The following is a 24,766-nucleotide window of genomic DNA, read 5'->3' on the forward strand; positions in this document are numbered from 1 at the left end:
TCTGACCGATCGGTCAGCGGAGTCGGGTGGCCTTCGCCACAACGCGGCTCAGTCGGCCCGCCCGCCGGTCCAGTCCGCCAGCCACTCGCCGGACCAGGTCAGCGCGCCGGACCGCAGGTCGGCGGCCAGCCGCCGGACCCAGTCCAGCTCGGTACGCAGCAGCGCGAGCCGGTATTCGTCCTCGACCAGGAAGAGCCGGGGCAGGTCCACCGCGGCCAGCACGGCCTCGCGTTCGCGCAGCCGGGCCGCCAGCGTCTCGACCCGCCGGTCGAGCTGCCGCGCCGCCTCGTCGGGCGGGAGAATCGGCAGGAACGACAGCGCGGCGGGGAACTCCGGGAACTCCCGGGCCGGGGTGGCGAGGGCGTCGGTGAGCCAGCCGTCCAGGGTGCGCCGACCGGCCGCGGTGAGCGCGTAGACCGTGCGCTCGGGGCGGCCCTCCTCGCGCGCCGTCCGGGCGACCCGGATCAGCTCGTCCCGGCGCAGCCGCTCGATGGTCTGGTAGATGCTGTTGCGCTGCGCGACGTTGACCACGTCCTGCTTGTCGCGCTCCCGGATCACCTGCTGCATCCGGTACGCGTGCATCGGCTCCTCGACCAGGAGTGCCAGCACCATCATCGCCAGCGGCGAGCGGCGAGCCGTCATGGCATCACCTTAGGTGACGGGCTCCCGCGTAATAGCCATTCTATGTATAGTCATCTTATGACTAAGGCTCTCATCATCGGCGGCGGGCTCGCGGGCCCGGTCGCCGCCATGGCGCTGCGCCGCGCCGGCATCGACGCCGTGGTGTACGAGGCGTACCCGTCGGACGCGGTCGGGGTCGGCGCCTTCCTCACCCTCTCGGTCAACGGCGTCGACGCCCTGCGGGCCGTCGGGCTCGACGGGCTGGTCACCGGCCTGGGGCACCCGACGCCCCGGATGGCGCTGCACAACCACCGGGGTCGCCGGCTTGCCGAGTTCGGCACCAGCGGCAGCCGGACCCGCGGCCTGGGCAGCAGCACAGTCGGTCGCTCCGACCTCTACCGGGCGCTGCGCGAGGAGGCGGGCCGGCGGGGCGTCGAGTTCGTGCACGGTGCCCGGCTGGCCGACGCCCGGGCGGGCGCCGCGGGGGTGCTCGCCCGGTTCGCCGACGGCCGGACCGCCGAGGGTGACCTGCTGGTCGGGGCGGACGGGCTGCGCTCGCGGACCCGGACGATCATCGACCCGGGCGCGCCCGCGCCACGCTACGTCCCGCTGCTCAACGCCGGCGGCTTCGCCCGCGGGCTGCGCCTGCCCGACGAGCGCGGGGTGATGCACATGCTCTTCGGCCGGCGCTGCTTCTTCTGCTGGATGGTCGTCGCCGAGGACGAGGTCTGGTGGTTCGCCAACCCGCCGCAGCCCACCGAGCTGTCCCGGGAGGAACTCGCCGCGACCGGGCCCGACGAGGCCCGCGCCCGACTGCGGGCGCTGCTCGCCGACGACGCCGGACCGGCCCTCGCGGTGCTCGGCGCGACCGGGCGGATCGAGTACGGCTGGCCGACGTACGACCTGCCCTCGGTGCCGGTCTGGCACCGGGACCGGATGGTCCTGATCGGCGACGCGGCGCACACGGCGGCGCCCTCCTCCGGTCAGGGCGCGGCGATGGCGTTCGAGGACGCCGTGCAACTCGCCCGGTGCCTGCGCGACCTGCCGGACGTCCCGGCGGCGTTCGCGGCGTACGAGCGGCTGCGCCGGGCGCGGGTGGAGAAGGTGGTGGCCCAGGGGAAGCGGACCAGTGGCACCAAGGTCGCCGGCCCGGTCGGCCGGTTCGCCCGCGACCTGGCCCTGCCGCTCTTCGCCCGGCTCGCCGCCCGGGGCGACGGCGCGGCGCTGGCCTGGCTCTACGACCACCACATCGACTGGGACGCCCCCGTCAAGCCGTGACCGGGGCGGCGTGCTCCCGGTCGTACGCGGCCCGGGCCTCGGTGATCGCGGCCCGGTGCCGCTCCGCCCAGGCGGTGAGCGCGACCAGCGAGTCGTAGAGCTCCAGCGCCATCGGGGTGGCGGCGTACTCCACCTTGGGCGGAACGGTCGGGTGGACCGTGCGGTGCAGCAGGCCGTCCCGCTCCAGGTTGCGCAGGGTCAGCGTGAGCATCCGCCGGCTGATCCCCTCCACCTGCCGCTCCAGCTCGGTGAAGCGGATCGGCCCCTGGGCGGCGGCCACCAGGATGCCGATGCTCCACTTGCCGGCGACCCGGTCCAGCGCCTCCCGCACGGTGCAGGCCCGCGCCTGGTGGCCGACCACGGTCTCACAGCTGTTCCTCTGGGACATGAAAGTGCCTCCTTATGCGCGAGCTCATGGTCACAGATGATGGCCTCGGTAACAAATCGTGCACCAAGGAGGGGCTCGTGCCCGACAAGCATCGCCAAACCGCCCTGCTCGTGCTCTGCGCGGGCAGCTTGATGGTCATCCTGGACGGCAGCGTGGTGGCCGTCGCCCTGCCGGCGATCCAGCGCGACCTCGGCTTCACCGCCGCCGGGGCGGCCTGGGTCGTCAACGCGTACCTGGTCGCCTTCGGGGGGTTGCTGCTGCTCGCCGGCCGGCTCGGCGACCTGCTCGGCCGGCGCCGGGTCTTCCTGGCCGGGGTCGTCCTGTTCACCGTCGCCTCGCTGGCCTGCGTCCTGGCCGCCGACCCGCTGGCGCTGGTGGCCGCCCGGTTCGCGCAGGGTGCCGGCGGCGCGCTCAGCACCGCGGTCAGCCTCGGCATGATCGTCCGGCTCTTTCCCGAGCCGGCCGAGCGGGCCCGGGCCATCGCCGTGTTCAGCTTCACCGGCGCGGCCGGCGCCTCGCTCGGCCTGCTGGTCGGCGGGCTGCTCACCGGCCTGGTCGGCTGGCGGGCGATCTTCGCCGTCAACCTGCCGATCGGCGCGCTGATCCTCGCCGCCGCGGTCCGCCGGATCGCCCCCGAGCGGGGCATCGGCCTGCGCGCCGGCCTGGACCTGCCCGGCGCGGCACTGGCCACCGCCGGGCTGATGGCGGCCGTACTGGCCATCGTGGGCACCGCCGAGCACGGCTGGACCTCGGCCCGTACGCTCGGCGCCGCCGCCCTCGCCGCGCTGCTGCTCGCCGGGTTCGCGGCCCGGCAGCGGGCCGCCGGCACCCCGCTGCTGCCCGCCCGGGTGCTGCGGGCGCCCGGCCTGGTCGCCGCCAACGCCGTGCAGTTCCTGATGGTGGCCGCCTACTTCGGCTTCCAGTTTCTGCTCGCCTTCCGGCTGCAACTGGTCGGCGGGCTCGACCCGGCGGCCACCGGCTTCGCCTTTCTGCCCACCCCGCTGGTCATCGCCGCCGTGTCGCTCGGGCTGGCCGGCCGGCTGATCGCCCGGTTCGGCGCGCGGCACGTGCTGCACACCGGCCTGGTCCTCGCGGTGGCCGGCTTCCTGCTGCTGGCCCGGCTGCCGGTCGACGCCGGCTACCCGACCGACGTGCTCCCGGCCATGCTGGTCTTCGGGGTGGCCGGCGGGCTGACCCTGCCCGCGGTGACCACCCTCGCCATGGCCGGCGCCGACCCGGCCGACGCCGGCCTGGCCTCCGGGCTGGCCAACACCACCCAGCAGGTCGGCGGGGCGCTCGGGCTGGCCGCGCTGGCCACCCTGGCCGCCGGCCGTACCGCCGGGCTGCGGGCCACCGGGACGGACGAGGTGAGCGCCCTCGCCGCCGGCTACCGATCGGCCTTCGTGGTGGCCGCGCTGCTGGTCACCGCCGCCCTGCTGGTCGGCCTGGCCACCCCCGGCCGCCGATCGGCCCGTTCCAGCGGGCGGAAATTGGCCCTGGGCCGGCGGTAGCCCGGCGGCCGACAATCGGGCCATGACGCCGACCGACCGCGCCGCCGCGCTGCGCGCCCTGCACCGCCCGGGTGAGCCACTGCTCCTGCCCAACGCCTGGGACGCCGGGTCCGCCCGGGCCGTCGCCCGCGCCGGCTTCCCGGCCGTCGCCACCAGCAGCGGCGCGGTCGCCGAGTCGCTCGGCCACGCCGACGGCGAGGCCACCCCGGTCGCCGCGATGCTCGACGCGGTCGCCCGGGTGGCGGCCGCCGTCGAGGTGCCGGTCACCGCGGACATCGAGCGGGGGTACGGGCTGGGCCCGGCCGAACTGGCCGAGCGGCTGCTCGCCACCGGTGCGGTCGGCTGCAACATCGAGGACTCCGACCCGCGTACGGGCGAACTGGTCGACGTCGCCGAGCAGGCGGCGCTGATCGCCGCGCTCCGGTCGGCGGCCGGCCCGGACCTGGTGATCAACGCCCGGGTGGACGTCTTCCTGCGCGCCACCGGCGACCCCGGCGCGGGGTTCGACGAGGCGGTGCACCGGGCCCGGCGCTACCGGTCGGCCGGCGCGGACTGCGTCTATCCGATCGTCCTGGCCCGCCCGACGCTGATCCGGCAGTTCGTCGAGGCGGTGGACGCGCCGGTGAACGTGCTGGCCCGTCCCGGGGTGCCGGTGCCGGCCGAGCTGGCGCGCCTCGGGGTGGCCCGGGTCAGCTACGGCTCCGGTGTCTACGAGGTCGCCCGGGCGGCGGCCGACCGGCTGCTCGCCGCGGTCCGCGACGGGCACGACCCGTTCGCCGCGCACGGCTGACGGCGCCGTCCGGCCCGGCGATCCGGCACGGGCTCCCGGGGGGCCCGGAGCCGAATCGAGCCGCCGCGTCGGGTTGACCGGGGCCGCCGGGCCCGCAAGGGTGGGCGGATGAGCGGTGCCGACGAGACCCGGGACGGGGTCGCGCTGACCAGCCTCGACCAGCCGCTGTCCGATGTGACCGAGGCGAGCAAGCGGGACCTGGTGGACTACCTGGACGCGGTGCGCGACCGGATCCTGCCCGGGCTGCGGGGCCGCCCGCTGTCGGTGATCCGGGTCCGCCCGGGCCAGCCGCCGTTCATGCAGAAGAACCTGCCGAAGTACACCCCGGACTGGGTGCGCCGGACGGCGGTCTGGGCGGAGGCGTCGCGCCGGGAGATCTCGTACGGCCTCTGCGACGACCGGCGGACGCTGCTCTGGTTCGCCAACCAGCGCGCGGTGGAATACCACCCGACCCTGGCCACCGTGGACGACCTGCACCGCCCCACCCACCTGGTGCTGGACCTGGACCCGCCGGAGGGGGATTCGTTCGGCGCGGCGGTGGCCGTCGCCCACCTGGTGCGGCGGGCGCTGGCCGACGCCGGGCTGGCCGGGGCGGTGAAGACCAGCGGAGCGAAGGGCCTGCACATCGTCGTGCCGGTCGACGGGGCCACCGCGGAGGAGATGGCGGCGGCGACCCGGGCGATCGCCGTACGCGCGGAGCGGCTCGACCCCGCGCTGGCCACCACCGCGTTCATCAAGGAGGACCGCGGCGGCCGGGTCTTCGTCGACTCCACCCGGGCGTACGGCGCCACCGTGGTGGCCGTCTACAGCCCGCGGCTGCGGCCCGGCCTGCCGGTGTCCTTCCCGGTGCCCTGGGCGGACCTGGCCGGGGTGGCCCCGGGTGACTTCACGGTCCGTACCGTGCCGCCGCTGGTGGCCGACCGGGACCCGTGGGCGGAGCTGCTGCCGGCCCCACAGCGGCTGCCGGAGGAGTTGGTGGCGCACGGCCGGACCATCCCGGTGGCCCGGGTGCAGGCGATGCACGAGGGAAAGCGGCGGGCCCGCGCCCGCCGCGCCGCCGGCTGACCGGCCGGGCGGTCAGCCGGCCGGGCAGCAGCGCGGCGGTGGCGACGATGATGCCGGCCGGACGCATGAGGTGGGCACAATCCCTGGCACTCAGCCCTGACGCGTCGGAAATCATTGACATGTCGGCAACCTCCGACATATCTTGGGTCGGTGCCTGAAGACGACGTGTTCCTCGCGCTGGCGAACCCGATCCGCCGCAGACTGCTGCAGCTCCTCGCCGAGGGACCGCGAACGGCTGGCGACCTGGCCAATCAGTTCGACCTGAGCCGACCCGCAGTCGCCGAGCATCTACAGATCCTGCGGCGTGCCGCGCTCGTACACGACGAACCCCGGGGCCGGCAACGGCGCTACCACCTGACCGCGGAGCCGCTCGCCCAGGTCGGCGACTGGCTCCACCCGTTCGAACGATTCTGGCGTGAGCGGCTGCGCATGCTCGCCGATGTCGCCGAGGAGGACCGATGACCGCGACCAGCACCAACACCATCGCTATCGACCAGTTCATCGCAGCCCCACCGAACAAGGTCTGGCGCACGCTCACCGAACCCGAACTGCACGCCGGCTGGTGGGTTCCCGGGGACATCGCCGCCGTCGTCGGTCACCGCTTCCACCTCCAAATGCCGGGCTGGGGAGCGGTGGCCTGTGAGGTCGTCGAGGTCATCCCGGAACAGAAGCTCGTCTACACCTTCAACCAGACCTGGACGCTGACCTGGCGCCTGGTCGCTGAAGGCCACGGCACCCGCCTGTTCCTCCAGCACAGCGGGTTCGACCTCACCCAGAAGTCCGAACGGGATGCCCTCAACCGCATGGCACCCGGATGGCGCGACCAGATGCTGCCGCGGCTGGCGCAGACCGCAACCCAGCTCGTCGACTGATGTGCGGGCCCGGCGGTGTCGGCCCGCCGGCAGCCCGAACACGGTCCTGAGCGCCGGCAGAACCGGTCGTGAGCGCCGGCATGGGCCGCAGACATCCGGCCGCAGCCACGCCACAACGAGATCACGCCCGGTGCTTCCTGACGCTGCCCTGACCGAGTCCGTTGCCGGCACCCACGAACGAACCGCAGAGGGGCCTGCCGCGTTTCGCGGCAGGCCCTTTACACGGCAGGGCCCCACGCTCGTCCAGCCGCGATCCGGGCGTGTCCGGCACCGCGCATCGAGATAAACGCGAAGGTGCCCCGACCACCCGGCCGGGGCACCTTCGATCGTCTACTCGACCGCGAAACTGGCTTTCACAATTAGGTGGTCAGCCGATCGCGTTTCCGCTCTTGCGGTTCTCTGAAGTGCCCCCGGCAGGATTCGAACCTGCGCCCCCGCCTCCGGAGGGCGGTGCTCTATCCCCTGAGCTACGGGGGCTCAGCGACCCGAGAAGAGTAGCAAACCCCCTCCCGGATCACCCAATCGGTATCGCCCCGCCCGGTCAGGCGGCGATCAGGGTGCGACCGCAACTGGGCAGGGGATGCAGGACGATGCGGCGGGGCAGCCGCCGGGGCCACTCGCTCTTGGGCCAGGAGCCGTCCACGATGAGGTGCGCGGTGTGCTCCTCGGGTCCGCTGAGCCGCAGCACGAAGTCGCGGGGCAGCGGCGGGTCGACCGACGGCGTGGTGATCATGAACCGGACCCGGCCCCGGGACGACACCGCCGAGATCACGTCCGCCGCCGGCATGGTGCCGCGCAGGCGTACCCGGCCGATCCAGTAGACCTCGGCCAGGTGCTCCTGGGCGGCCCGGGTGATCGCCGGGTACTCGCTGCGGACCCAGCGCTCGACCGCGGCCACACAGAGGCCGCAGGCCCGCTCGCGCGGCTCGCGCGGACCCAACCCCCAGGCCCGCAGGTACGCCCCGACCTCGCCGACGTCCATCCCGGTGGCGAACCGGCGCTGGATCAGCGTGGTGAGGCTCTGCCGCGTCCACAGCTCCTCGTCCAGGCCGAACTCGTCGGGGTACCCGCCCCGCAGGGTGTCGATCAGTTCCAGTTCCTGTTCGCGGCTGAGCGTTCCCGGCTCGCCCTGCCGATGTCCGCGACGGACGGCTGCCACCGCCCCGTCACCGCCGATGGTGTGCCGCCGGCACCAACTGGTCACCGACCGCCGTGCGTCTCTGAGTGCAACCCCCACGTCCTGCGCAACGAGCCCGAATCCGAACTGGTCACGATATGTGCGGAGAAAAGTCTCCAAGTGCTGCAATGGGTGGTAAGCCGTCCAAGTATGCGAAACAGCACGAATGCGGTCAGGATGGTCGTTCTGGACGGGAGGCGGGACGGCTCATGCGGGAGGCCCGCGTCCGCCGGAGCGGGAACGCGGGCCTCCTGGGTCGAGCGGGGCGTGCGGTTCGGGCTGGTGGAGCGCGTCGGGCGCCCCGGTCAGCCGCCCAGTCTGGTGAGGGCGGCCTGGAGGTTGGCCAGGTCGGTCTGCTGGGTGTTCTTCATGGTCTGCGCGACCCGGGTCACCTCCGGGTCGTCGCTGGCGTCGAGGACGCCGTCGATCATGTGCACCCCGCCCAGGTGGTGCCGGATCATCATGTTCAGGAACATGACGTCGAACGCGCGCCCCTGGGCGGACTCCAGCGCCGACATCTCCTGCGGGGTGGCCATCCCGGGCATCAGCCCGTTCTTCACCAGCTTGGCGCCGTCCGGCATCCAGGCCATCACCGGCTCCGAACCGGCCGGGTCCAGCCCCCACGAGCGCAGCCAGGTCTGCATGATGCCGATCTCGCCCTGCTGGCCGGTGGCGATGTCGACGCCGATCTGGCGTACCTCCGGGTCGGTGCCCTGCTGGAAGGCGAGCAGGCCCATGCCGACCGCCTGCGAGTGGTGGCTGGTCATGTCGCGGGCGAAGCCGGCCTCGGCCGAGCTGTCCCCGGGCCGGGTGAGCTGCGGGGTCAGCAGGCCGCCGGCGTACCCGAGGAGGAGCCCGACCACGACGGCGGCGGCCAGCGCGAGGACGCCGAAGCGGCGCACGGCCCGGCCGGTGCCGTCGTCGGCGACCGCCGTCTCGTCCGGCGCGTCAGCCGTCGTGGTGGGAGCCGTCATGAGGTCCTCATCCCTGGGTCTGGTCGCCCATCTGGTTGCCCATGTCCCGCGGCGTGGTGCCGGTGGCGGTGACGCCCCGGTCGCACAGCGCGGTCGGGCCCTCGATCGAGGCGTTCACCCGCAGCGTCTTGATGAACTCGTCGATCCGCTTGTCGTCGGCCTTGTCGACCTTGAGCTGGTAGCCCCAGGCCTGCAGCGCGATCGGCTTGTCCAGGCCCTCGTACGGGCTCATGAACAGCTTCTCCTTGCCCTCGACCTTGGCCTTGAGCGTGGCCACCTGGTCGGCCGGCAGGTCGGGGCGGTAGGTGATCCAGACCGCGCCGTGCTCCAGGCTGTGCACCGCGTGCTCGTTGGCGATCGGGGCGTCGTAGACGTCACCCATGCAGTTCTGCCAGGCCGGGTTGTGCGCGCCGGCCACCGGCGGGGTGATCGTGTACTTGACGGTGCCCTGCTGGTGCTGGCTGCCCTTGACCAGCTCCGGGTCCTTCTCGCGGTAGTCGGTGACGCCGCTGATGTCGGCCGCGCGCTTCTCCCACGGCTTCGAGCCCTGGAATGCCGAGAACGCGGCGAAACCGATGATCGCGACGGTCAGCACGCCGACGGCGGCGAAGAGCGCGATCGGCCCCCAGGAGCGTCCCTGGCTGACCTTGACCGGCGTGATCGGCTTGCGACCCTTGCCGCCCGAGGACTGCCGGGGTGCGCCCTTGCCGGCCCCGGCCTTGCCGCCGGCCGTCTTGTCGGCAGCGGCTGGCCGGCCACCCGCCGGCTTCTTACCGGTGCTGACCACGGTCGGACGGCGCTGCGGGCCGCCCGGGGTGCTGATGCTCATGGTGCCTCGTCAGGTCGGTCGGTCAGGGGGACGGCGGTCGGTGTGACGCGCAGGGTCGCCGCCGAGTGCCCGAGTCTACCCCCGATACCATGGGTCGGTGACTCCCGCAGAACTCGCCGACGTCGTCCTCTCCGCTGCCCACGCCGTGTTCACGGAGCGCGGGCTGGACCGTTCCGTGCTGCCGGAGGGGACCACGGTCGAGCGTCCCCGCAACCCGGAGCACGGCGACTACGCCTCGACGCTGGCGCTGCAGCTCAGCAAGAAGGTCGGGGTGCCGCCCCGGGAGCTGGCCACCGCGCTCGCCGAGCAGCTCGGGCGGGCGCCGGGGGTCAAGTCGGTGGAGATCGCCGGGCCGGGCTTCCTCAACATCCGGCTGGACGCCGCCGCCGCCGGCCAGCTCGCCCGGTCGATCGTCGAGGCCGGCACCGAGTACGGCCGCAGCGACCGGCTCGTCGGCGAGCGGATCAACCTCGAGTTCGTCTCGGCCAACCCGACCGGCCCGGTGCACATCGGCGGGGTGCGCTGGGCGGCCGTCGGCGACGCGCTGAGCCGGCTGCTGCGGGCCACCGGCGCGGACGTCGGCACGGAATACTATTTCAACGACGCCGGCTCCCAGATCGACCGGTTCGCCCGGTCGCTGCTGGCCGCCGCCAAGGGCGAGCCGGCCCCCGAGGACGGGTACGGCGGGGCGTACCTCGCGGAGATCGCCGAGGCGGTCCGCAAGATCCGCCCGGACGTGCTGGAGCTGGACGACGCCGCCGCCCAGGAGGTCTTCCGGGTCGAGGGCGTGGCGCTGATGTTCGCCGAGATCAAGTCCTCGCTGGCCGCCTTCGGGGTGGAGTTCGACACCTATTTCAACGAGAAGGACCTGCACGACCGGGGTGAGCTGGAGCTGGCCCTGAACCGGCTGCGGGAGCAGGGGCACGTCTTCGAGGCCGAGGGGGCGACCTGGCTGCGCACCACCGACTTCGGCGACGACAAGGACCGGGTGCTGCGCAAGTCCAACGGCGAGTGGACCTACTTCGCGGCCGACTGCGCCTACTACCTCGACAAGCGCGAGCGCGGCTTCGAGCGGGTCGTGATCATGCTGGGCGCCGACCACCACGGCTACCTCGGCCGGATGAAGGCGATGGCCGCCTGCTTCGGCGACGACCCGGCCCGCCATCTGGAGATCCTCATCGGCCAGCTGGTCAACCTGGTCCGCGACGGCGTGCCGGTGCGGATGAGCAAGCGGGCCGGCACCGTGGTCACCCTGGAGGACCTGGTCGACGCGATCGGCGTGGACGCGTCCCGGTACGCGCTGGCCCGCTACTCCAGCGACTCGCCGATCGACATCGACGTCGAGCTGTGGACCCGGGCCTCCCGCGACAACCCGGTCTACTACGTGCAGTACGTCGCGGCCCGCACCGCCAGCGTGGCCCGGCAGGCCGCCGAGGTCGGGCTGACCCGGGGCGAGGGCGCCGCGTTTCACCCCGAGTTGCTCTCCGACGACAAGGAGAACGAGCTGCTCAAGGCGCTGGCCCAGTTCCCCGCGGTGGTCGCCTCCGCCGCCGAGCTGCGGGAGCCGCACCGGGTGGCGCGCTACCTCGAGGAGAGCGTGGCGCAGGCGTACCACCGGTTCTACGACGAGCCGGCCTGCCGGATCCTGCCCCGCGGCGACGAGCCGGTCACCGACGCCAACCGGGCCCGGCTCTGGCTCAACGACGCGACCCGGGTGGTCGTCGCCAACGGCCTGCGGCTGCTCGGCGTCTCCGCCCCCGAGAGGATGTAGACGGCTGATGCGCGCGCACGAGGCCGGTGCCCTGCACGGCGACATCGGCAGCCGGGGTCCCGCCTGGCTGCGTACCCCGATCAACGTCAACGCCCTGGTGCCGGCGCTCTGGCCGGGCAACGTCCGGCGCGGCGCCGACGGCGCGCTGACCGTCGCCGGGCTCGACGTCCGCGACCTGACCGCCGAGTACGGCACCCCGGCGTACGTGCTGGACGAGGACGACCTGCGCGGCCGGGCCCGGGAGTTCCTGGCCGCCTTCGCCGACGCGGACGTCTACTACGCCGGCAAGGCGTTCCTCTGCCGGGCGGTGGTCCGGATGATCGCCGAGGAGGGGCTGCACCTCGACGTCTGCACCGGCGGCGAGCTGGCCACCGCGCTGTCGGCCGGGATGCCGCCGGAGCGGATCGGCTTCCACGGCAACAACAAGTCGGTGACCGAGCTGACCCGGGCGCTGGACGCCGGGGTGGGCCGGATCATCCTCGACTCGTTCACCGAGATCGACCGGCTCACCGCGCTCGCCCGCGAGCGGGGGGTACGCCCCGGCGTGCTGATCCGGGTCACCGTCGGCGTGGAGGCGCACACCCACGAGTTCATCGCCACCGCCCACGAGGACCAGAAGTTCGGCTTCTCGCTGGCCGGCGGGGCGGCCCTGGCGGCGGCGCTGCGGGTGCTCGACGACGGCGTGCTGGACCTGCGCGGGCTGCACTCGCACATCGGCTCGCAGATCTTCGACGCCAGCGGCTTCGAGGTCTCCGCCCGGCGGGTGCTCGGCCTGCAGGCGCAGATCCGCGACGCGCGCGGGGTGGAGCTGCCCGAGCTGGACCTGGGCGGCGGGTTCGGCATCGCGTACACCACCCAGGACGACCCGGCCGGCCCGCACGAGCTGGCCAAGCGGATCCGCAAGATCGTCGACGGGGAGTGCGCGGCGGAGCGGCTGGCCGTCCCGCGGCTGTCCATCGAGCCGGGGCGGGCCATCGTCGGCCCGGCCGTCTTCACCCTGTACGAGGTCGGCACGGTGAAGGACCTGGACGGGTTGCGGACGTACGTGAGCGTGGACGGGGGGATGAGCGACAACATCCGCACCGCGCTCTACGACGCGTCGTACTCGGCGACGGTGGCGAACCGGGCGTCGACCACGGAGCCGCTGCTCGCCCGCGTGGTGGGAAAGCATTGTGAGTCCGGGGACATCGTGGTGAAGGATGAATTCCTGCCCGCCGACGTGCAGCCCGGAGATCTTGTCGCGGTGCCCGGCACCGGGGCGTACTGCCGGAGCATGGCCAGCAACTACAACCATGTCCCGCGGCCCCCGGTGGTCGCCGTCCGTGACGGTCGGGCCCGGCTGATCGTTCGCCGGGAAACCGAAGAGGACCTGCTGGCTTTGGATGTGGGATGACGTCACCTGTGCGTTTGGCGCTGCTCGGTTGCGGGACCGTCGGCAGTGAGGTGGTCCGGCTGCTGCACGAGCAGTCGACCGACCTCGCCGCCCGGATCGGGGCGCCGCTGGAGATCGCCGGCATCGCCGTACGCCGGGTCGGCCGGGACCGCGGCGGCCTGCCGGTCGACCCGGCGCTGTTCACCACCGACCCGCTCGGGCTGGTCAAGCGCGACGACGTCGACGTGGTGGTCGAGGTGGTCGGCGGCATCGAGCCGGCCCGGAGCTGGCTGGTCGAGGCGCTGCGCGCCGGCAAGAGCGTGGTCACCGCCAACAAGGCGCTGCTCGCCGAGGACGGCGCGACGCTGCACGACGCCGCCGCCGAGGGCGGCGCCGACCTCTACTACGAGGCCAGCGTGGCCGGCGCGATCCCGCTGCTGCGCCCGCTGCGCGAGTCGCTGCACGGGGACCGGATCAACCGGGTCACCGGCATCGTCAACGGCACCACCAACTTCATCCTCTCCGCGATGGACGCCACCGGCGCCGGCTTCGCCGAGGCCCTGGAGGAGGCCACCGAGCTGGGGTACGCCGAGGCGGACCCGACCGCCGACGTGGAGGGCTTCGACGCCGCCGCGAAGGCGGCCATCCTCGCCTCGCTCGCCTTCCACACCCGGGTCACCGCCGCCGACGTGCACCGCGAGGGCATCACCGAGGTGACCGCGGCCGACGTGGCCAGCGCCCAGGTGATGGGCTGCACGATCAAGCTGCTCTGCATCGCGGCCCGGGGCGCCGACGCCGCCGGGCGGGAGACGGTCAGCGTCCGGGTGCACCCGGCGATGATCCCGCTGAGCCACCCGCTGGCCGGCGTGGGCGACGCGTTCAACGCGGTCTTCGTCGAGGCCGAGGCGGCCGGGCAGCTGATGTTCTACGGCCGGGGCGCCGGTGGTGCGCCGACCGCCAGCGCGGTCCTCGGCGACGTGGTGGCGGTGGCCCGCAACCGGCTCGCCGGGGCCCGGGCGTCCAGCGAGTCCGCGTACGCCGACCTGTCGGTGCGGCCGATGGGGGAGGCGCTGACCCGCTACCACATCAGCCTCGACGTGGCCGACCGTCCGGGCGTGCTGGAGGCGGTCGCCGGGGTCTTCGCCCGGCACGAGGTCTCCATCGCCACCGTGCGGCAGGGTCCGGCGGGCGGCGGGCCGGCCGGCCGGGGCTCCGACGCCGAGCTGGTGATCGTCACCCACGTCGCCCCGGACGCCGCGCTGGCCGCGACCGTACGCGAGCTGCGCGGGTTGGAGATCGTCCGCTCGGTGGCCAGCGTGCTGCGGGTCGAGGGCGGCGTCTGAGCCGACGCAGTCCCGCCAAGTGGATGACCATGGGTGTGCGGCCGGTCCGCGCGACGGCGTGCGCCACCCTGACGGGGGCCGACGATAGGAGCGACGACATGTGGCGAGGTCTGATCGACGCGTACCGGGAGCGGCTGCCGGTCACCGACGCGACGCCCGTCGTCACCCTGCACGAGGGGAACACCCCGCTGCTGCCGGCCCCGGCGCTCTCCGCCCGGCTCAACTGCGACGTGTACCTCAAGGTCGAGGGTGCCAACCCCACCGGCTCCTTCAAGGACCGCGGCATGACCCTCGCCGTGTCGAAGGCGGTCGAGGCCGGCGACAAGGCGATCATCTGCGCCTCCACCGGCAACACCAGCGCCTCCGCCGCGGCGTACGCGGCCCGCGCCGGGATCACCTGCGCGGTGCTGGTGCCGCAGGGCAAGATCGCGTTGGGCAAGCTGGCCCAGGCGCTGGTGCACGGCGCCCGGCTGCTCCAGGTCAGCGGCAACTTCGACGACTGCCTGGCGCTGGCCGGCAAGCTCGCCCAGGACTACCCGGTGGCCCTGGTCAACTCGGTAAACATCGACCGGCTGCACGGCCAGAAGACCGCGGCCTTCGAGATCGTCGAGGCGCTCGGCGACGCACCGGACATCCACTGCCTCCCGGTCGGCAACGCCGGCAACATCTCCGCCTACTGGCTCGGCTATTCGGAGGACCTGCACCAGGGCAACGCGACCCGGGCCCCGAGGATGTACGGCTTCCAGGCCGCCGGGGCGGCCCCGCTGGTCAGCGGCAAGGTGGTCGCCGAGCCGTCCACCATCGCCACCGCGATCCGGATCGGCAACCCGGCCAGCTGGACCAGGGCGATCGACGCCCGGGACGCCTCGGACGGGCTGATCGCCGCGGTCACCGACCGGGAGATCCTGTCGGCGTACCGGCTGCTCGCCCGCGAGGTGGGCGTCTTCGTCGAGCTGGGCAGCGCGGCCAGCGTCGCCGGGCTGCTCCAGCAGGGGGCGGCCGGCCGGGTTCCGGCCGGGTCCACGGTGGTCTGCACGGTCACCGGGCACGGTCTCAAGGACCCGGAGTGGGCGATCTCGACCGCTCCCGCGCCGCTGACCATCGCCAACGATCCGCTGGTCGCGGCCCGCTCGCTCGACCTGGTCTGAGTCGCCCCGCGCCTCGTCCGATCGGTGGCGGGGACTGCCGGTTCGTCCGGTGGGGGCGGGCGGGGTGCCGAAGATCCCTTCCGGCACACTTTCCTCCCGAGCCGTCCCTTCCCCTCAGGAGTGAGCCAGACCGATGTCGCTGCTCGCCAGATTCAGCCTCGCCAACCGGGGGCTGGTGGCCCTCATCGCGGTGGTGACCGCGGCGTTCGGCGCGTTCGCCGTACCGTCGTTGAAGCAGCAGCTCCTGCCGTCGCTGGAGCTGCCGGCCGCGTTCATCGTGGCGGTCCAACCCGGCGCCGCGCCGGAAATCGTCGAGGCCCAGGTCACCGAGCCGATCGAGAACAGCCTGCGGGGCGTCCCCGGGCTGGAGAAGATCACCTCCACCTCCCGGGAGGGCTCGGCCACCGTCGTCGTCCAGTACACGTACGGCATCGACGTGGACGACATGGTCAACAAGATGCAGGCCGCGCTGGGCCGGATCGACGGCCAACTGCCCGACGGGGTGGAACCGCGGGTGCTCGTCGGTTCGACGGACGACCTGCCCGCGGTGGTGCTGGCCGCTTCGGCCGCCGACGGGGACGAGCAGGCGCTCGTCGGGCGGCTGCGCGACTCGGTCGTACCGGAGCTGGAGGGGATCGAGGGGGTCCGCTCGGTGGCGCTGACCGGCGCCCGCGACTCGGTCGTGGTGATCGCCCCCGACGCGCGGAAGCTGGCCGCGCACCGGCTGGCGCCGACCGCCATCGCCGAGGCGCTCAAGGGCAACGGGGTGGCCGTGCCGGCCGGCACCGTGACCGACGGGTCGCGTTCGCTGCCGGTGCAGGTGGGCGGCCCGATCGGCAGCATCGAGCAGCTGCGCGAGATCGTGCTGGCGGCCCCGAGGGGGCGGCCGGTGACGCTGGGCGCGGTGGCGTCGGTGACCGAGAAACTGGCACCGGCCACCGCGATCACCCGTACCAACGGCCGGCCGAGCCTCGGCCTGGCCGTCACCGCGGCCCCGGACGGCAACGCGGTGCGGATCTCGCACGAGGTGCGGGACCGGCTGGCCGCGCTGAGCGGCGCCGCCGGTGCCGAGTTGACCGTGGTCCTCGACCAGGCCCCGTACGTCGAGCGGTCCATCGAGAGCCTGACCACCGAGGGCCTGCTCGGCCTCGTGATGGCCGTCGTGGTGATCCTGGTGTTCCTGCTGTCGGTCCGCTCCACCCTGGTCACCGCGGTCTCCATCCCGCTGTCGGTGCTGGTCGCGTTGATCGCGCTCTGGGTCGCCGACTACTCGCTGAACCTGCTCACCCTGGGCGCGCTGACCATCGCCGTGGGCCGGGTGGTCGACGACTCCATCGTGGTGCTGGAGAACATCAAGCGACACCTCGGGTACGGCGAGCCGAAGCGGGACGCGATCCTCGGCGCGGTCCGCGAGGTGGCCGGCGCGGTGACCGCGTCAACGCTGACCACGGTCGCCGTCTTCGCCCCGATCGCCCTGGTCGGCGGCCTCGTCGGGGAGCTGTTCGCGCCGTTCGCGATCACCGTCACGGTCGCCCTGCTCGCCTCGCTGCTGGTCTCGCTGACCGTCGTGCCGGTGCTGGCGTACTGGTTCCTCGGCTCGCGCCGGGGTGACGCCGAGGACCCCGCGGTGCGCCGGGCCGCCGAGGAGCGGGAGCTGCGCAGCCCGTTGCAGCGGGCGTACCTGCCGGTGGTGCGGTTCGCGGCCGGCAGCCGGAAGAACCGCTGGGCCACCGTGGCGCTCGGCCTGGTGGTGCTGCTGGGCACCTTCGGCCTCGCCCGCCAACTGGAGACCAACTTCCTCGACGACTCCGGCCAGGACACGCTGGCCATCACCCAGCGGATGCCGGCGGGCGCCGGGCTGGCCGGCACGGGCGCGGCGGCCGAGGCGGTCGAGGCGGTGCTGGCCCGGACCGAGGGCGTCGAAACGTACCAGGTGACCGTCGGCAACGCGGACCGCCCGTGGGAGGGCGGCGGCGGCAACGACACCGCCCGCTGGTCGGTCGGCCTGGGCGAGGAGACGGACGCCGCGACGGTGCGGCGGGAGCTGCGCCGGGAGTTCGACGGTCTCGGCGCGAAGGTCGGCGAGCTGACCTTCGGCCGGGGACAGGGCGGTGCGTCCGGCAACGAGCTGGAGGTGGTGGTCCAGGCCGGTGACGCCGAGGCGTTGACCCGGGCCACCGAGGCGGCCCGGTCGGCGCTGGCCGGCATCCCGGGCGTCGAGGACGTCACCAGCGGCCTGGCCGAGCGGGTGCCGCGGCTGGAGGTCACGGTGAACCCCACGTTCGCCGCCCGGTTCGGGTTGGACGAGGCGACGGTCGGGCAGCTGGTCGCGCAGGCGTACCGGGGCGTCCCGCTGGGCCGGGTGACCTTCGACGACATGCCCCGCCAGGTGGTGCTGCGGACGACCGCCGCCCCGCCCACCACGGTGGCGGAGCTGAAGGCGCTGCCGCTCGGCCCGGTGAAGCTGGGCGCGGTCGCCACCGTGGACGAGGTCGACGGCCCGCAGCAGGTGACTCGGATCGACGGCACGCGCAGCGTCTCGGTGACCGGCACGGCCACCGGCTCCGACCTCGGCACCACCACCAGGGAGCTGCGGGAGCGGCTGGCCGCGCTGGACGTGCCGGGGGCGACCTTCACCGTCGGTGGGGCCAGCGCCCAGCAGGAGGACGCCTTCGGTGACCTGTGGCTGGCGGTGCTCGCGGCGATCGCCATCGTCTTCCTGATCATGGTGGCGACCTTCCGCAGCATCAGCCAGGCGCTGATCCTGCTGGTCTCGGTGCCGTTCGCGGCCACCGGCGCGATCGCCCTGCTGCTGGTCACCGGCACGCCGCTCGGGGTGCCGGCGCTGATCGGCGTGCTGATGCTGGTGGGGGTCGTCGTCACCAACGCGATCGTGCTGCTCGACCTGGTGAACCAGTACCGGGCGCGGGGCATGGGTGTGCGGGAGGCGGTCGTCGAGGGCGGCCGGCGCCGGCTGCGGCCGATCCTGATGACCGCGGTGGCCACCGTGTTCGCCCTGCTGCCGATGGCCTTCGGGCTCACCGGTGAGGGCGGCTTCATCTCCAAGCCGCTGGCGATCGTGGTGATCGGCGGCCTGCTCAGCTCGACGCTGCTCACCCTGGTGCTGGTGCCGGCCCTGTACGCGATGGTCGAGTACACCAAGGAGTCGCTGCGCCGGCGCTGGGGGCGCGACACCGGCCGGCCGGCCGGGGGGCCCGCCCCGGTGGGCCCGGCGGGCGCGACCGGGCCGGCGCCCGGGGACGCTCTCGACGGCGGCGTCGGTTCTGGTTCTGGTTCTCGTTCTCGTTCCGGTTCCGGCGACGGCTCGGCCCGGCCGGCCGGTCAGGTTCCGGTGACCGTGCCGGCGCAGCGCTCCGCCCCCTCCGCCGCGTTGCTGGACGGGACCGACCAGTTCGAGGTGCTCCGCCTGCCGAAGAGCCGCCGTTCCCCGCTGCCGCCGGCCGACTGACCCCCGGACTTTCCGGCCGTCCTCACCGGGCGGGGCGACCCGCCGAAACCCTCGGGTGGGCGATGACGCGAACGAGCGTGATACCTCTCAGGTATATCGATGCCTCTGAGGTATCACGCTCGCAAGCGTGCCCCGGCGGCGGCCACCCCCGGCGCCGGCCACCCCCCGGCGCCGGCCACCTCCCGGCGGGGGCCACCTCCCGGCGCCGGCCACCCCCCCGCGGGCGGCCAGCCGAGGTGACGGCCACGAGGTGATCGGCCACCCGGGGGTGACCGGCCCTCGGTGGGATGAGCGTGCCCCGATTCGTCCCATCCGTCGCCCCGGATCGGATATCCGACCGCTCGCGGTTGGTTATCGGTTGCATACTGAGGGTGCCGACTCGCTCCGGCGGCCGGTCGTCCGCTCGGGCCGTCCGCTCCGGCGGCTGCCGCTGGGCGGCCCCGGATCCGGCGCTCCGGCGGGTGCCAGGGGCTCGGCGACGGACGCCCGGCCACCGGCGGTCGGCCGGCCCGGGTCGGGCAGTCGACGGGTCGGGCAGCCGACGGGTTGCCGGCCCCCGGGGCTTCACCAGCGGGAGCGGGGGATGGCGGACGACGGGGGGCGGCTCGGCCGGCGGACCGTGCTGCGGCGTACCGCGCTGCTGGCCGGTGGGGCGGCCGTCGGGGCGGTCGCGATGTCGGAGAGCACGTGGATCGCCGACCGGCGGTTGCCGCTGGCCGGTGGACCGGCGAGCGGCACCCTGGGCAACCACTTCCAGCAGGTCGGCGCCGGAGAGGTCGCGGTGACCTGGGGGGTACGTACGAACGACCCGCTGGTCGCGCTCACCTTCGACGACGGCCCGCGCCCACAGTGGACGACCCGGGTGCTGGACACCCTGGACCGGTACGCCGTGCCGGCGACCTTCTTCCTGGTCGGCGAGCGGGCCCGACGGTACGCGGGCGTGGTGCGCGGCCGGCTGGGCCGGCACGAGGTGGGCAACCACAGCTGGGCGCACCGGGACCTGGCCCGGATGGACGCCACCGCCGTCCACGACGACCTGCGCCGCAGCCACGACGCCATCACCGAGGCGACCGGGGTGGCGCCCCGGCTGGTCCGACCGCCGTACGGTCACCTGGGCGGGGCGGTGCTGCACGCCGCCGCCCGGCTGGACTACCGGCTGGTGCTCTGGACCCTCCAGATGGTGGAGAGCGAGTTCCCCGACGATCCGGCGGGGCACGCCCGGCGGATCGTCGAGAACGTACGTCCCGGCACCATCCTGTTGGCCCACGACGTGGGTACCCGCCGCCGGCTCGTGGCGCTGGACGGCCTGCCCGACATGATCGCCGGCCTGCGCGGACGCGGCTACCGCTTCGTGACGGTTTCCCAACTCCTGCATGCCGGCACCGGGGTCTGAGCCGTTAAGGTGCCCGGGTGTCACCCACCGTCTCGGTCCTCGTCCGCAACCGTGATTTCCGCAATCTCTTCCTGGCGGAGCTGGTGGTCTTCGGGGCCGACTGGTTCGTGATGGTGCCGTTGCTGGTGCTGCTGCCGAAGCTGACCGGAAGCGGAGTCTGGGGTGCCCTGGTGCTCGCCGTGGACACCGGCGTGCTGGCCCTGCTGCTGCCCTGGACCGGCACGATCGCCGATCGGTTCGACCGCAAGAAGATCATGATGGCCGCGAACGGGGCCGCCCTGGCCGGTGTGCTGCTGCTGCTCGGCGTGCGCGGCGCCGGCGCCGCCTGGCTGGCGATGCTGGCGATCGCCGTGGTGGCGGTCGCCAAGGCGCTCTACTCGCCGGCCGCCCAGGCCGCCCTGCCCAACGTGCTCGACCCGGAGGAACTGGCCGCCGGCAACGCGATCGCCGGGTCGGCGTGGGGCACGATGACGGTGGTCGGGGCCTCCCTGGGCGGGGTGCTCAGCGCGGTCACCGGACCGTACGTCTCCTTCGCGGTGGCGGCGGTCGGCCTGGCCCTGGCCGCGGGTCTGGCGGCGCTGATCCGCCGGCCGTTGCAGGCGCCCCGGGACGCGACCGTTCCCGTCCAGCGCACCTGGCCGGCGATCCGGGAGGCGCTCGGCCACATCGCCCACCACCCGCGGGTGCTGGCGCTGGTCACGGTGAAGTCCGCGGTCGGGCTGGGCAACGGGGTGCTGACCGTCTTCCCGCTGCTGGCCGGGGTGTTCGGGGTCGGGGCGGTGGGCACCGGCCTGCTGTTCGCGTTCCGCGGGGCCGGGGCCCTGGTCGGGCCGATCCTGATGCGTCGGGTGCTGACCGCCCGCTCCTGGCTGCTGCCCGGCCTCGCCCTGTCCATGTCGCTGTACGGGCTGGCCTACCTGGGCGCCGCGGTGGCCGGCTGGTTCCCGCTGGTGCTGGTCCTGGTCTTCCTGGCCCATCTGGGCGGCGGCAGCAACTGGGTGCTGTCCAACTTCGCGTTGCAGGGCGAGGTGCCGGACCGGTTGCGGGGCCGGATCTTCGCCACCGACATGATGCTGGCGACGCTGGCCATCTCGGTCAGCCAACTGGTGGTGGCCGGCGTGGTGGATCTGGTGGACGAGCGGGTGGTGCTGGCCGGATGCGGCCTGGTCACCCTGGTCTACGCGCTGGGCTGGCGGCTGGCCACCCGTCGGCTGTCGCTCACCGAGCCGGCCGCGGTACCGCAGCCCACGGCGGCGCCCTGACCGGCCCGCACCGCCGGGTCGGCGACGTCCCACCGTCCGGGCGGAGCCGCCCGATGTCGGTGCCGGGACCTACCATGAGCCGGTGCCGTTGACTTTCGCCGCCGGCCCGGTCCGCGTCCGGGTCCCCGCCACCAGCGCGAACCTGGGACCGGGCTTCGACGCGCTGGGCCTCGCGCTGGGTCTGCACGACGACGTCGCCGCCGAGATCACCACCGCACCCGGGGTGCGGGTGTCGGTGACCGGGGAGGGTGCCGGCGAGCTGCCCGAGGACGACCGGCACCTGGTGGCCGCCGCCATGCGCCGCACCTTCGACGCACTGGGCGGCCAGCCCGCCGGCCTGTCGCTGGAGTGCGTCAACCGGATCCCGCAGGCGCGCGGCCTGGGCTCCTCGTCGGCGGCGATCGTGGCCGGGGTGCTGCTGGCCCGGGCGCTGGTGGCCGACGGCGGCGAGCGCCTGGACGACGCGGCGGTGCTGCGGCTGGCCGCCGAGATCGAGGGCCACCCGGACAATGTGGCGCCCTGCCTGCTGGGCGGTTTCACGATCGCCTGGATGGAGCCGTCCGGGGCCCGGGCCGTGTCCCTGCCGGTCGCCGACGCCGTGCGGCCCACCCTGTTCGTGCCGGCCGACCGGGGCCTCACCGCAACCGCCCGGGCCGCTCTGCCGCCGGCCGTGCCACACGGCGACGCGGCCCGGAACGCCGGCCGCGCCGCCCTGCTGGTGCACGCGCTGACCACGGCACCGGAGCTGCTGCTGCCGGCCACCTTCGACCGCCTGCACCAGGACTACCGGGCCGCGGGAATGCCCGGCACGGCGGCGCTGGTGGGGGCGCTGCGTGCGGCCGATGTGGCGGCTGTGGTCAGTGGGGCGGGTCCGACCGTGCTGGCGCTGACCGGGCCGCCCGAGGGCTTCGAGCCGGGAATGGGCTGGCAGATCTGGCGGTTGCCCGTAGAGGTGCGCGGGGCGTGGGTCGAACGGGGTAGACTGGGACACGCCGAGCGGGACCCTGTTGCCGCAGGTCGGAAGAGTTGATTACGCTCTAGGCCTAGCACAGCCGCGAAGCATGCGATCTCCCTGCGGGTCGGCGCACCCCCGAAGCTCTCGGCGGTCAGCCCGTCACCCCTGCCTAGGCCACGCCGCACCGCAGTTTCCACAGGTCGCCGCAGCCGGCGAGACCTGCTCACCGATGTTGGTGAGTCGGGAAACCGACCTGCTGCTGTGTCACAGACTCCCGCGACGCGTTCCTGCGAGGCGGGTGCACCGAGGCCGCCCGGCCACCTCGTACATCGACTCCGGGCAGTCCCGGCCTATCGAGGGAAGGAATCCATTGAGCGACACCACCGACGTGACGTCGGATGTTTCCAACGTCGCTGGCGAAGCCACCGCCGCCCCTACCCGCCGGCGGCGCAGCGGTACCGGCCTGTCCGCGATGCTGCTGCCGGAGCTCCAGAGCCTGGCCGCGTCGCTCGGCATCTCCGGCACCGCCCGCATGCGCAAGGGTGAGCTGATCAGCGCCATCTCCGAGCGGCAGGGCGCCGCCGCCGGTACCCCTCGACCGCGGGCCGAGGTGCCGGCCGCAGCGGCTCCAACCCGGGATGAGGTGCACGCCGAGGTACGAACCGGCGAGCGTCCCGAGACGGAACGCCGGGCCGCCGAGCCGGCCGCCGAGCAGGCTCCGGTCCAGACCGAGGGTCGTACCCGGACCCGGCGCGGCCGGGCCGCGGCGACGGAGGCCCCGGCCGCCGAGCCGCGGGCCGAGGAGAGCGCCGACCGGGCCGAGACCCGTGGCGGTCGCGACCGGGCCGAGCGGGCTGAGCGTGGCGAGCGGGCTGAGCGTGGCGAGCGGGCTGAGCGTGGCGGCGAGCGGGCCGAGCGGGTTGAGCGTGGCGGCGAGCGGGCCGACCGGGCTGAGCGTGGCGGCGAGCGGGCCGAGCGGGTTGAGCGTGGCGGCGAGCGGGCCGACCGGGCTGAGCGCGGCGGCGAGCGGGCCGATCGCAACGACCGCGGCGACCGTAACGAGCGCGCCGACCGTAACGAGCGCGGCGACCGGGGCGAGCGCAACGACCGCGGCGAGCGGGCCGAGGGCGGCGAGCGGGCCGAGCGCAACGACCGGGGCGACCGGGGCGAGCGCAACGACCGGAACGACCGCGGTGACCGCAACGACCGGGGTGACCGCAACGACCGCGGCCAGCGCGCCGAGCGGGACAACGACGGTGACGACGACGGCGAGGGCGGCGGCCGGCGCGGCCGGCGCAGCCGGTTCCGGGACCGCCGGCGTGGCCGCGGCGACCGCCCCGAGTCCGGCAACGACGGCGGCCGCGAGCCGCAGGTCGGCGAGGACGAGGTGCTGGTCCCGGTGGCCGGCATCGTGGACGTGCTGGACAACTACGCGTTCGTGCGGACCACCGGCTACCTGGCCGGCCCGAACGACGTGTACGTCTCGATGTCGCAGATCAAGAAGTACGGCCTGCGCCGCGGCGACGCCATCACCGGCGCCGTGCGGGCCGGCCGCGAGGGCGGCGGTGGCGGCGACCAGCGGCGGGACAAGTACAACCCGCTGGTGCGGCTCGACACGGTCAACGGGATGGAGCCGGAGGAGGCCCGGCGCCGGCCGGAGTTCTACAAGCTCACCCCGCTGTACCCGCAGGAGCGGCTGCGGCTGGAGACCGAGCCGCACATCCTCACCACCCGGGTGATCGACCTGGTCATGCCGCTCGGCAAGGGGCAGCGGGCGCTGATCGTGTCCCCGCCCAAGGCCGGCAAGACCATGGTGCTGCAGGCGATCGCCAACGCGATCACGCACAACAACCCGGAGTGCCACCTGATGGTGGTGCTGGTGGACGAGCGCCCGGAAGAGGTCACCGACATGCAGCGGTCGGTGAAGGGCGAGGTCATCGCGGCCACGTTCGACCGTCCGCCGCAGGACCACACCACCGTCGCCGAGCTGGCGATCGAGCGGGCCAAGCGCCTGGTCGAGCTGGGGCACGACGTGGTCGTGCTGCTCGACTCGGTGACCCGGCTCGGCCGGTCGTACAACCTGGCGGCGCCGGCCAGCGGCCGGATCATGTCGGGTGGTATCGACTCCACCGCGCTCTACCCGCCCAAGCGCTTCCTCGGCGCGGCCCGCAACATCGAGAACGGCGGGTCGCTGACGATCCTCGCCACGGCGCTGGTGGAGACCGGTTCCATGGCGGACACGGTCATCTTCGAGGAGTTCAAGGGCACCGGTAACGCGGAGCTGAAGCTGGACCGGAAGATCGCCGACAAGCGGACCTTCCCGGCCATCGACATCCACCCGTCCGGCACGCGCAAGGAGGAGATCCTGCTCGCGCCGGAGGAGCTGGCCATCATCCACAAGCTGCGCAAGGTGCTGCACTCGCTGGACTCGCAGGCGGCGCTGGACCTGCTGCTGGACCGGCTCAAGCAGTCCCGCACCAACATCGAGTTCCTGATGCAGATCGCGAAGTCGACGCCGGGGGAGTGATCTCGCCCCGGTAGGACCGAC

20 protein-coding genes and 1 tRNA gene are annotated in these 24,766 nt (G+C 73.8%); 15 read left to right on the top strand and 6 right to left on the bottom strand.

From position 1 onward, the window contains the following. Positions 1-48 precede the first annotated feature (48 nt). Entirely contained in the window at positions 49-642 is a 594-nt protein-coding gene (locus tag AB0H57_RS05640; RefSeq protein ID WP_357503021.1) for a PadR family transcriptional regulator, read from the bottom strand. A 57-nt stretch (positions 643-699) separates the two neighbouring features. Here AB0H57_RS05640 and AB0H57_RS05645 point away from each other — a divergent pair, with 57 nt between their 5' ends. Next, positions 700-1,899, top strand: coding sequence for an NAD(P)/FAD-dependent oxidoreductase (locus tag AB0H57_RS05645; protein ID WP_357503023.1), 1,200 nt, complete (start codon positions 700-702; stop codon positions 1,897-1,899). Here the strand turns inward: AB0H57_RS05645 and AB0H57_RS05650 are convergent. Then, positions 1,889-2,287 (bottom strand): helix-turn-helix domain-containing protein, encoded by a 399-nt coding sequence (locus tag AB0H57_RS05650; RefSeq protein WP_357503025.1) that lies wholly within the window; start codon positions 2,285-2,287, stop codon positions 1,889-1,891. The two genes, AB0H57_RS05645 and AB0H57_RS05650, sit on opposite strands and share 11 nt — an antisense overlap. A gap of 77 nt (positions 2,288-2,364) precedes the next feature. On the opposite strand from AB0H57_RS05650, the gene AB0H57_RS05655 reads away from it, so the two are divergent. From AB0H57_RS05655 to AB0H57_RS05675, 5 genes are all read left to right on the top strand, one after another. Then, positions 2,365-3,798, top strand: a complete 1,434-nt coding sequence (locus AB0H57_RS05655) for an MFS transporter (protein WP_357503027.1) — start codon at positions 2,365-2,367, stop codon at positions 3,796-3,798. A 22-nt stretch (positions 3,799-3,820) separates the two neighbouring features. Then, the gene (locus tag AB0H57_RS05660; RefSeq protein ID WP_357503029.1) at positions 3,821-4,588 is read left to right on the top strand and encodes an isocitrate lyase/phosphoenolpyruvate mutase family protein; all 768 of its coding nucleotides are present in this window, start codon (positions 3,821-3,823) and stop codon (positions 4,586-4,588) included. A gap of 108 nt (positions 4,589-4,696) precedes the next feature. Beyond that, the gene (locus tag AB0H57_RS05665; protein ID WP_357503031.1) at positions 4,697-5,653 is read left to right on the top strand and encodes an ATP-dependent DNA ligase; all 957 of its coding nucleotides are present in this window, start codon (positions 4,697-4,699) and stop codon (positions 5,651-5,653) included. 150 nt (positions 5,654-5,803) lie between these two features. Further along, the gene (locus AB0H57_RS05670; RefSeq protein ID WP_357503033.1) at positions 5,804-6,115 is read left to right on the top strand and encodes a metalloregulator ArsR/SmtB family transcription factor; all 312 of its coding nucleotides are present in this window, start codon (positions 5,804-5,806) and stop codon (positions 6,113-6,115) included. Beyond that, positions 6,112-6,525 carry an SRPBCC domain-containing protein gene (locus tag AB0H57_RS05675; protein ID WP_357503035.1) on the top strand — a complete coding sequence of 138 codons (414 nt, stop codon included), beginning with the start codon at positions 6,112-6,114 and terminating at the stop codon, positions 6,523-6,525. Before AB0H57_RS05670 ends, AB0H57_RS05675 begins: the two co-directional genes overlap by 4 nt. A gap of 405 nt (positions 6,526-6,930) precedes the next feature. Here AB0H57_RS05675 and AB0H57_RS05680 read toward each other — a convergent pair. The 4 genes from AB0H57_RS05680 to AB0H57_RS05695 all read right to left on the bottom strand — a co-directional run bounded on the left by AB0H57_RS05680 (position 6,931) and on the right by AB0H57_RS05695 (position 9,505). Beyond that, positions 6,931-7,002: transfer RNA gene (locus AB0H57_RS05680), tRNA-Arg, on the bottom strand. 64 nt (positions 7,003-7,066) lie between these two features. Continuing rightward, positions 7,067-7,762 carry a winged helix-turn-helix domain-containing protein gene (locus AB0H57_RS05685; RefSeq protein ID WP_357503037.1) on the bottom strand — a complete coding sequence of 232 codons (696 nt, stop codon included), beginning with the start codon at positions 7,760-7,762 and terminating at the stop codon, positions 7,067-7,069. Between the two features lie 245 nt (positions 7,763-8,007). Continuing rightward, the gene (locus AB0H57_RS05690; RefSeq protein ID WP_357503039.1) at positions 8,008-8,676 is read right to left on the bottom strand and encodes a DUF305 domain-containing protein; all 669 of its coding nucleotides are present in this window, start codon (positions 8,674-8,676) and stop codon (positions 8,008-8,010) included. Positions 8,677-8,683: 7 nt separating this feature from the next. Continuing rightward, a complete protein-coding gene (locus tag AB0H57_RS05695) occupies positions 8,684-9,505 on the bottom strand; it encodes a DUF3105 domain-containing protein (RefSeq protein WP_357503041.1) in 822 nt (273 codons plus the stop codon). A gap of 97 nt (positions 9,506-9,602) precedes the next feature. Between AB0H57_RS05695 and argS the strand changes: the two genes are divergently transcribed. The 9 genes from argS (at position 9,603) to rho (ending at position 24,745) form a co-directional block, all read left to right on the top strand. Beyond that, on the top strand, positions 9,603-11,276 hold the full coding sequence (gene argS / locus AB0H57_RS05700) for an arginine--tRNA ligase (RefSeq protein WP_357503043.1): 1,674 nt from the start codon (positions 9,603-9,605) through the stop codon (positions 11,274-11,276). A 7-nt stretch (positions 11,277-11,283) separates the two neighbouring features. Next, positions 11,284-12,669, top strand: coding sequence for a diaminopimelate decarboxylase (lysA, locus tag AB0H57_RS05705; protein ID WP_357503045.1), 1,386 nt, complete (start codon positions 11,284-11,286; stop codon positions 12,667-12,669). Between the two features lie 8 nt (positions 12,670-12,677). Beyond that, on the top strand, positions 12,678-13,991 hold the full coding sequence (locus tag AB0H57_RS05710) for a homoserine dehydrogenase (protein WP_357503310.1): 1,314 nt from the start codon (positions 12,678-12,680) through the stop codon (positions 13,989-13,991). A 98-nt stretch (positions 13,992-14,089) separates the two neighbouring features. Next, positions 14,090-15,139, top strand: a complete 1,050-nt coding sequence (gene thrC, locus AB0H57_RS05715) for a threonine synthase (protein WP_357503047.1) — start codon at positions 14,090-14,092, stop codon at positions 15,137-15,139. 133 nt (positions 15,140-15,272) lie between these two features. After that, positions 15,273-18,608 carry an efflux RND transporter permease subunit gene (locus AB0H57_RS05720; protein WP_357503049.1) on the top strand — a complete coding sequence of 1,112 codons (3,336 nt, stop codon included), beginning with the start codon at positions 15,273-15,275 and terminating at the stop codon, positions 18,606-18,608. A 583-nt stretch (positions 18,609-19,191) separates the two neighbouring features. After that, complete coding sequence (locus tag AB0H57_RS05725) at positions 19,192-20,001, top strand: polysaccharide deacetylase family protein (protein WP_357503051.1); 810 nt, start codon at positions 19,192-19,194, stop codon at positions 19,999-20,001. A gap of 17 nt (positions 20,002-20,018) precedes the next feature. Then, positions 20,019-21,263 (top strand): MFS transporter, encoded by a 1,245-nt coding sequence (locus AB0H57_RS05730; protein ID WP_357503053.1) that lies wholly within the window; start codon positions 20,019-20,021, stop codon positions 21,261-21,263. Positions 21,264-21,345: 82 nt separating this feature from the next. Then, positions 21,346-22,293, top strand: a complete 948-nt coding sequence (gene thrB, locus AB0H57_RS05735) for a homoserine kinase (RefSeq protein ID WP_357503055.1) — start codon at positions 21,346-21,348, stop codon at positions 22,291-22,293. A gap of 295 nt (positions 22,294-22,588) precedes the next feature. Next, entirely contained in the window at positions 22,589-24,745 is a 2,157-nt protein-coding gene (rho, locus tag AB0H57_RS05740) for a transcription termination factor Rho (protein ID WP_357503057.1), read from the top strand. Positions 24,746-24,766: the final 21 nt, after the last annotated feature.

Source organism: Micromonospora sp. NPDC050686 (assembly GCF_040654475.1).
Taxonomy (GTDB): Bacteria; Actinomycetota; Actinomycetes; order Mycobacteriales; family Micromonosporaceae; genus Micromonospora.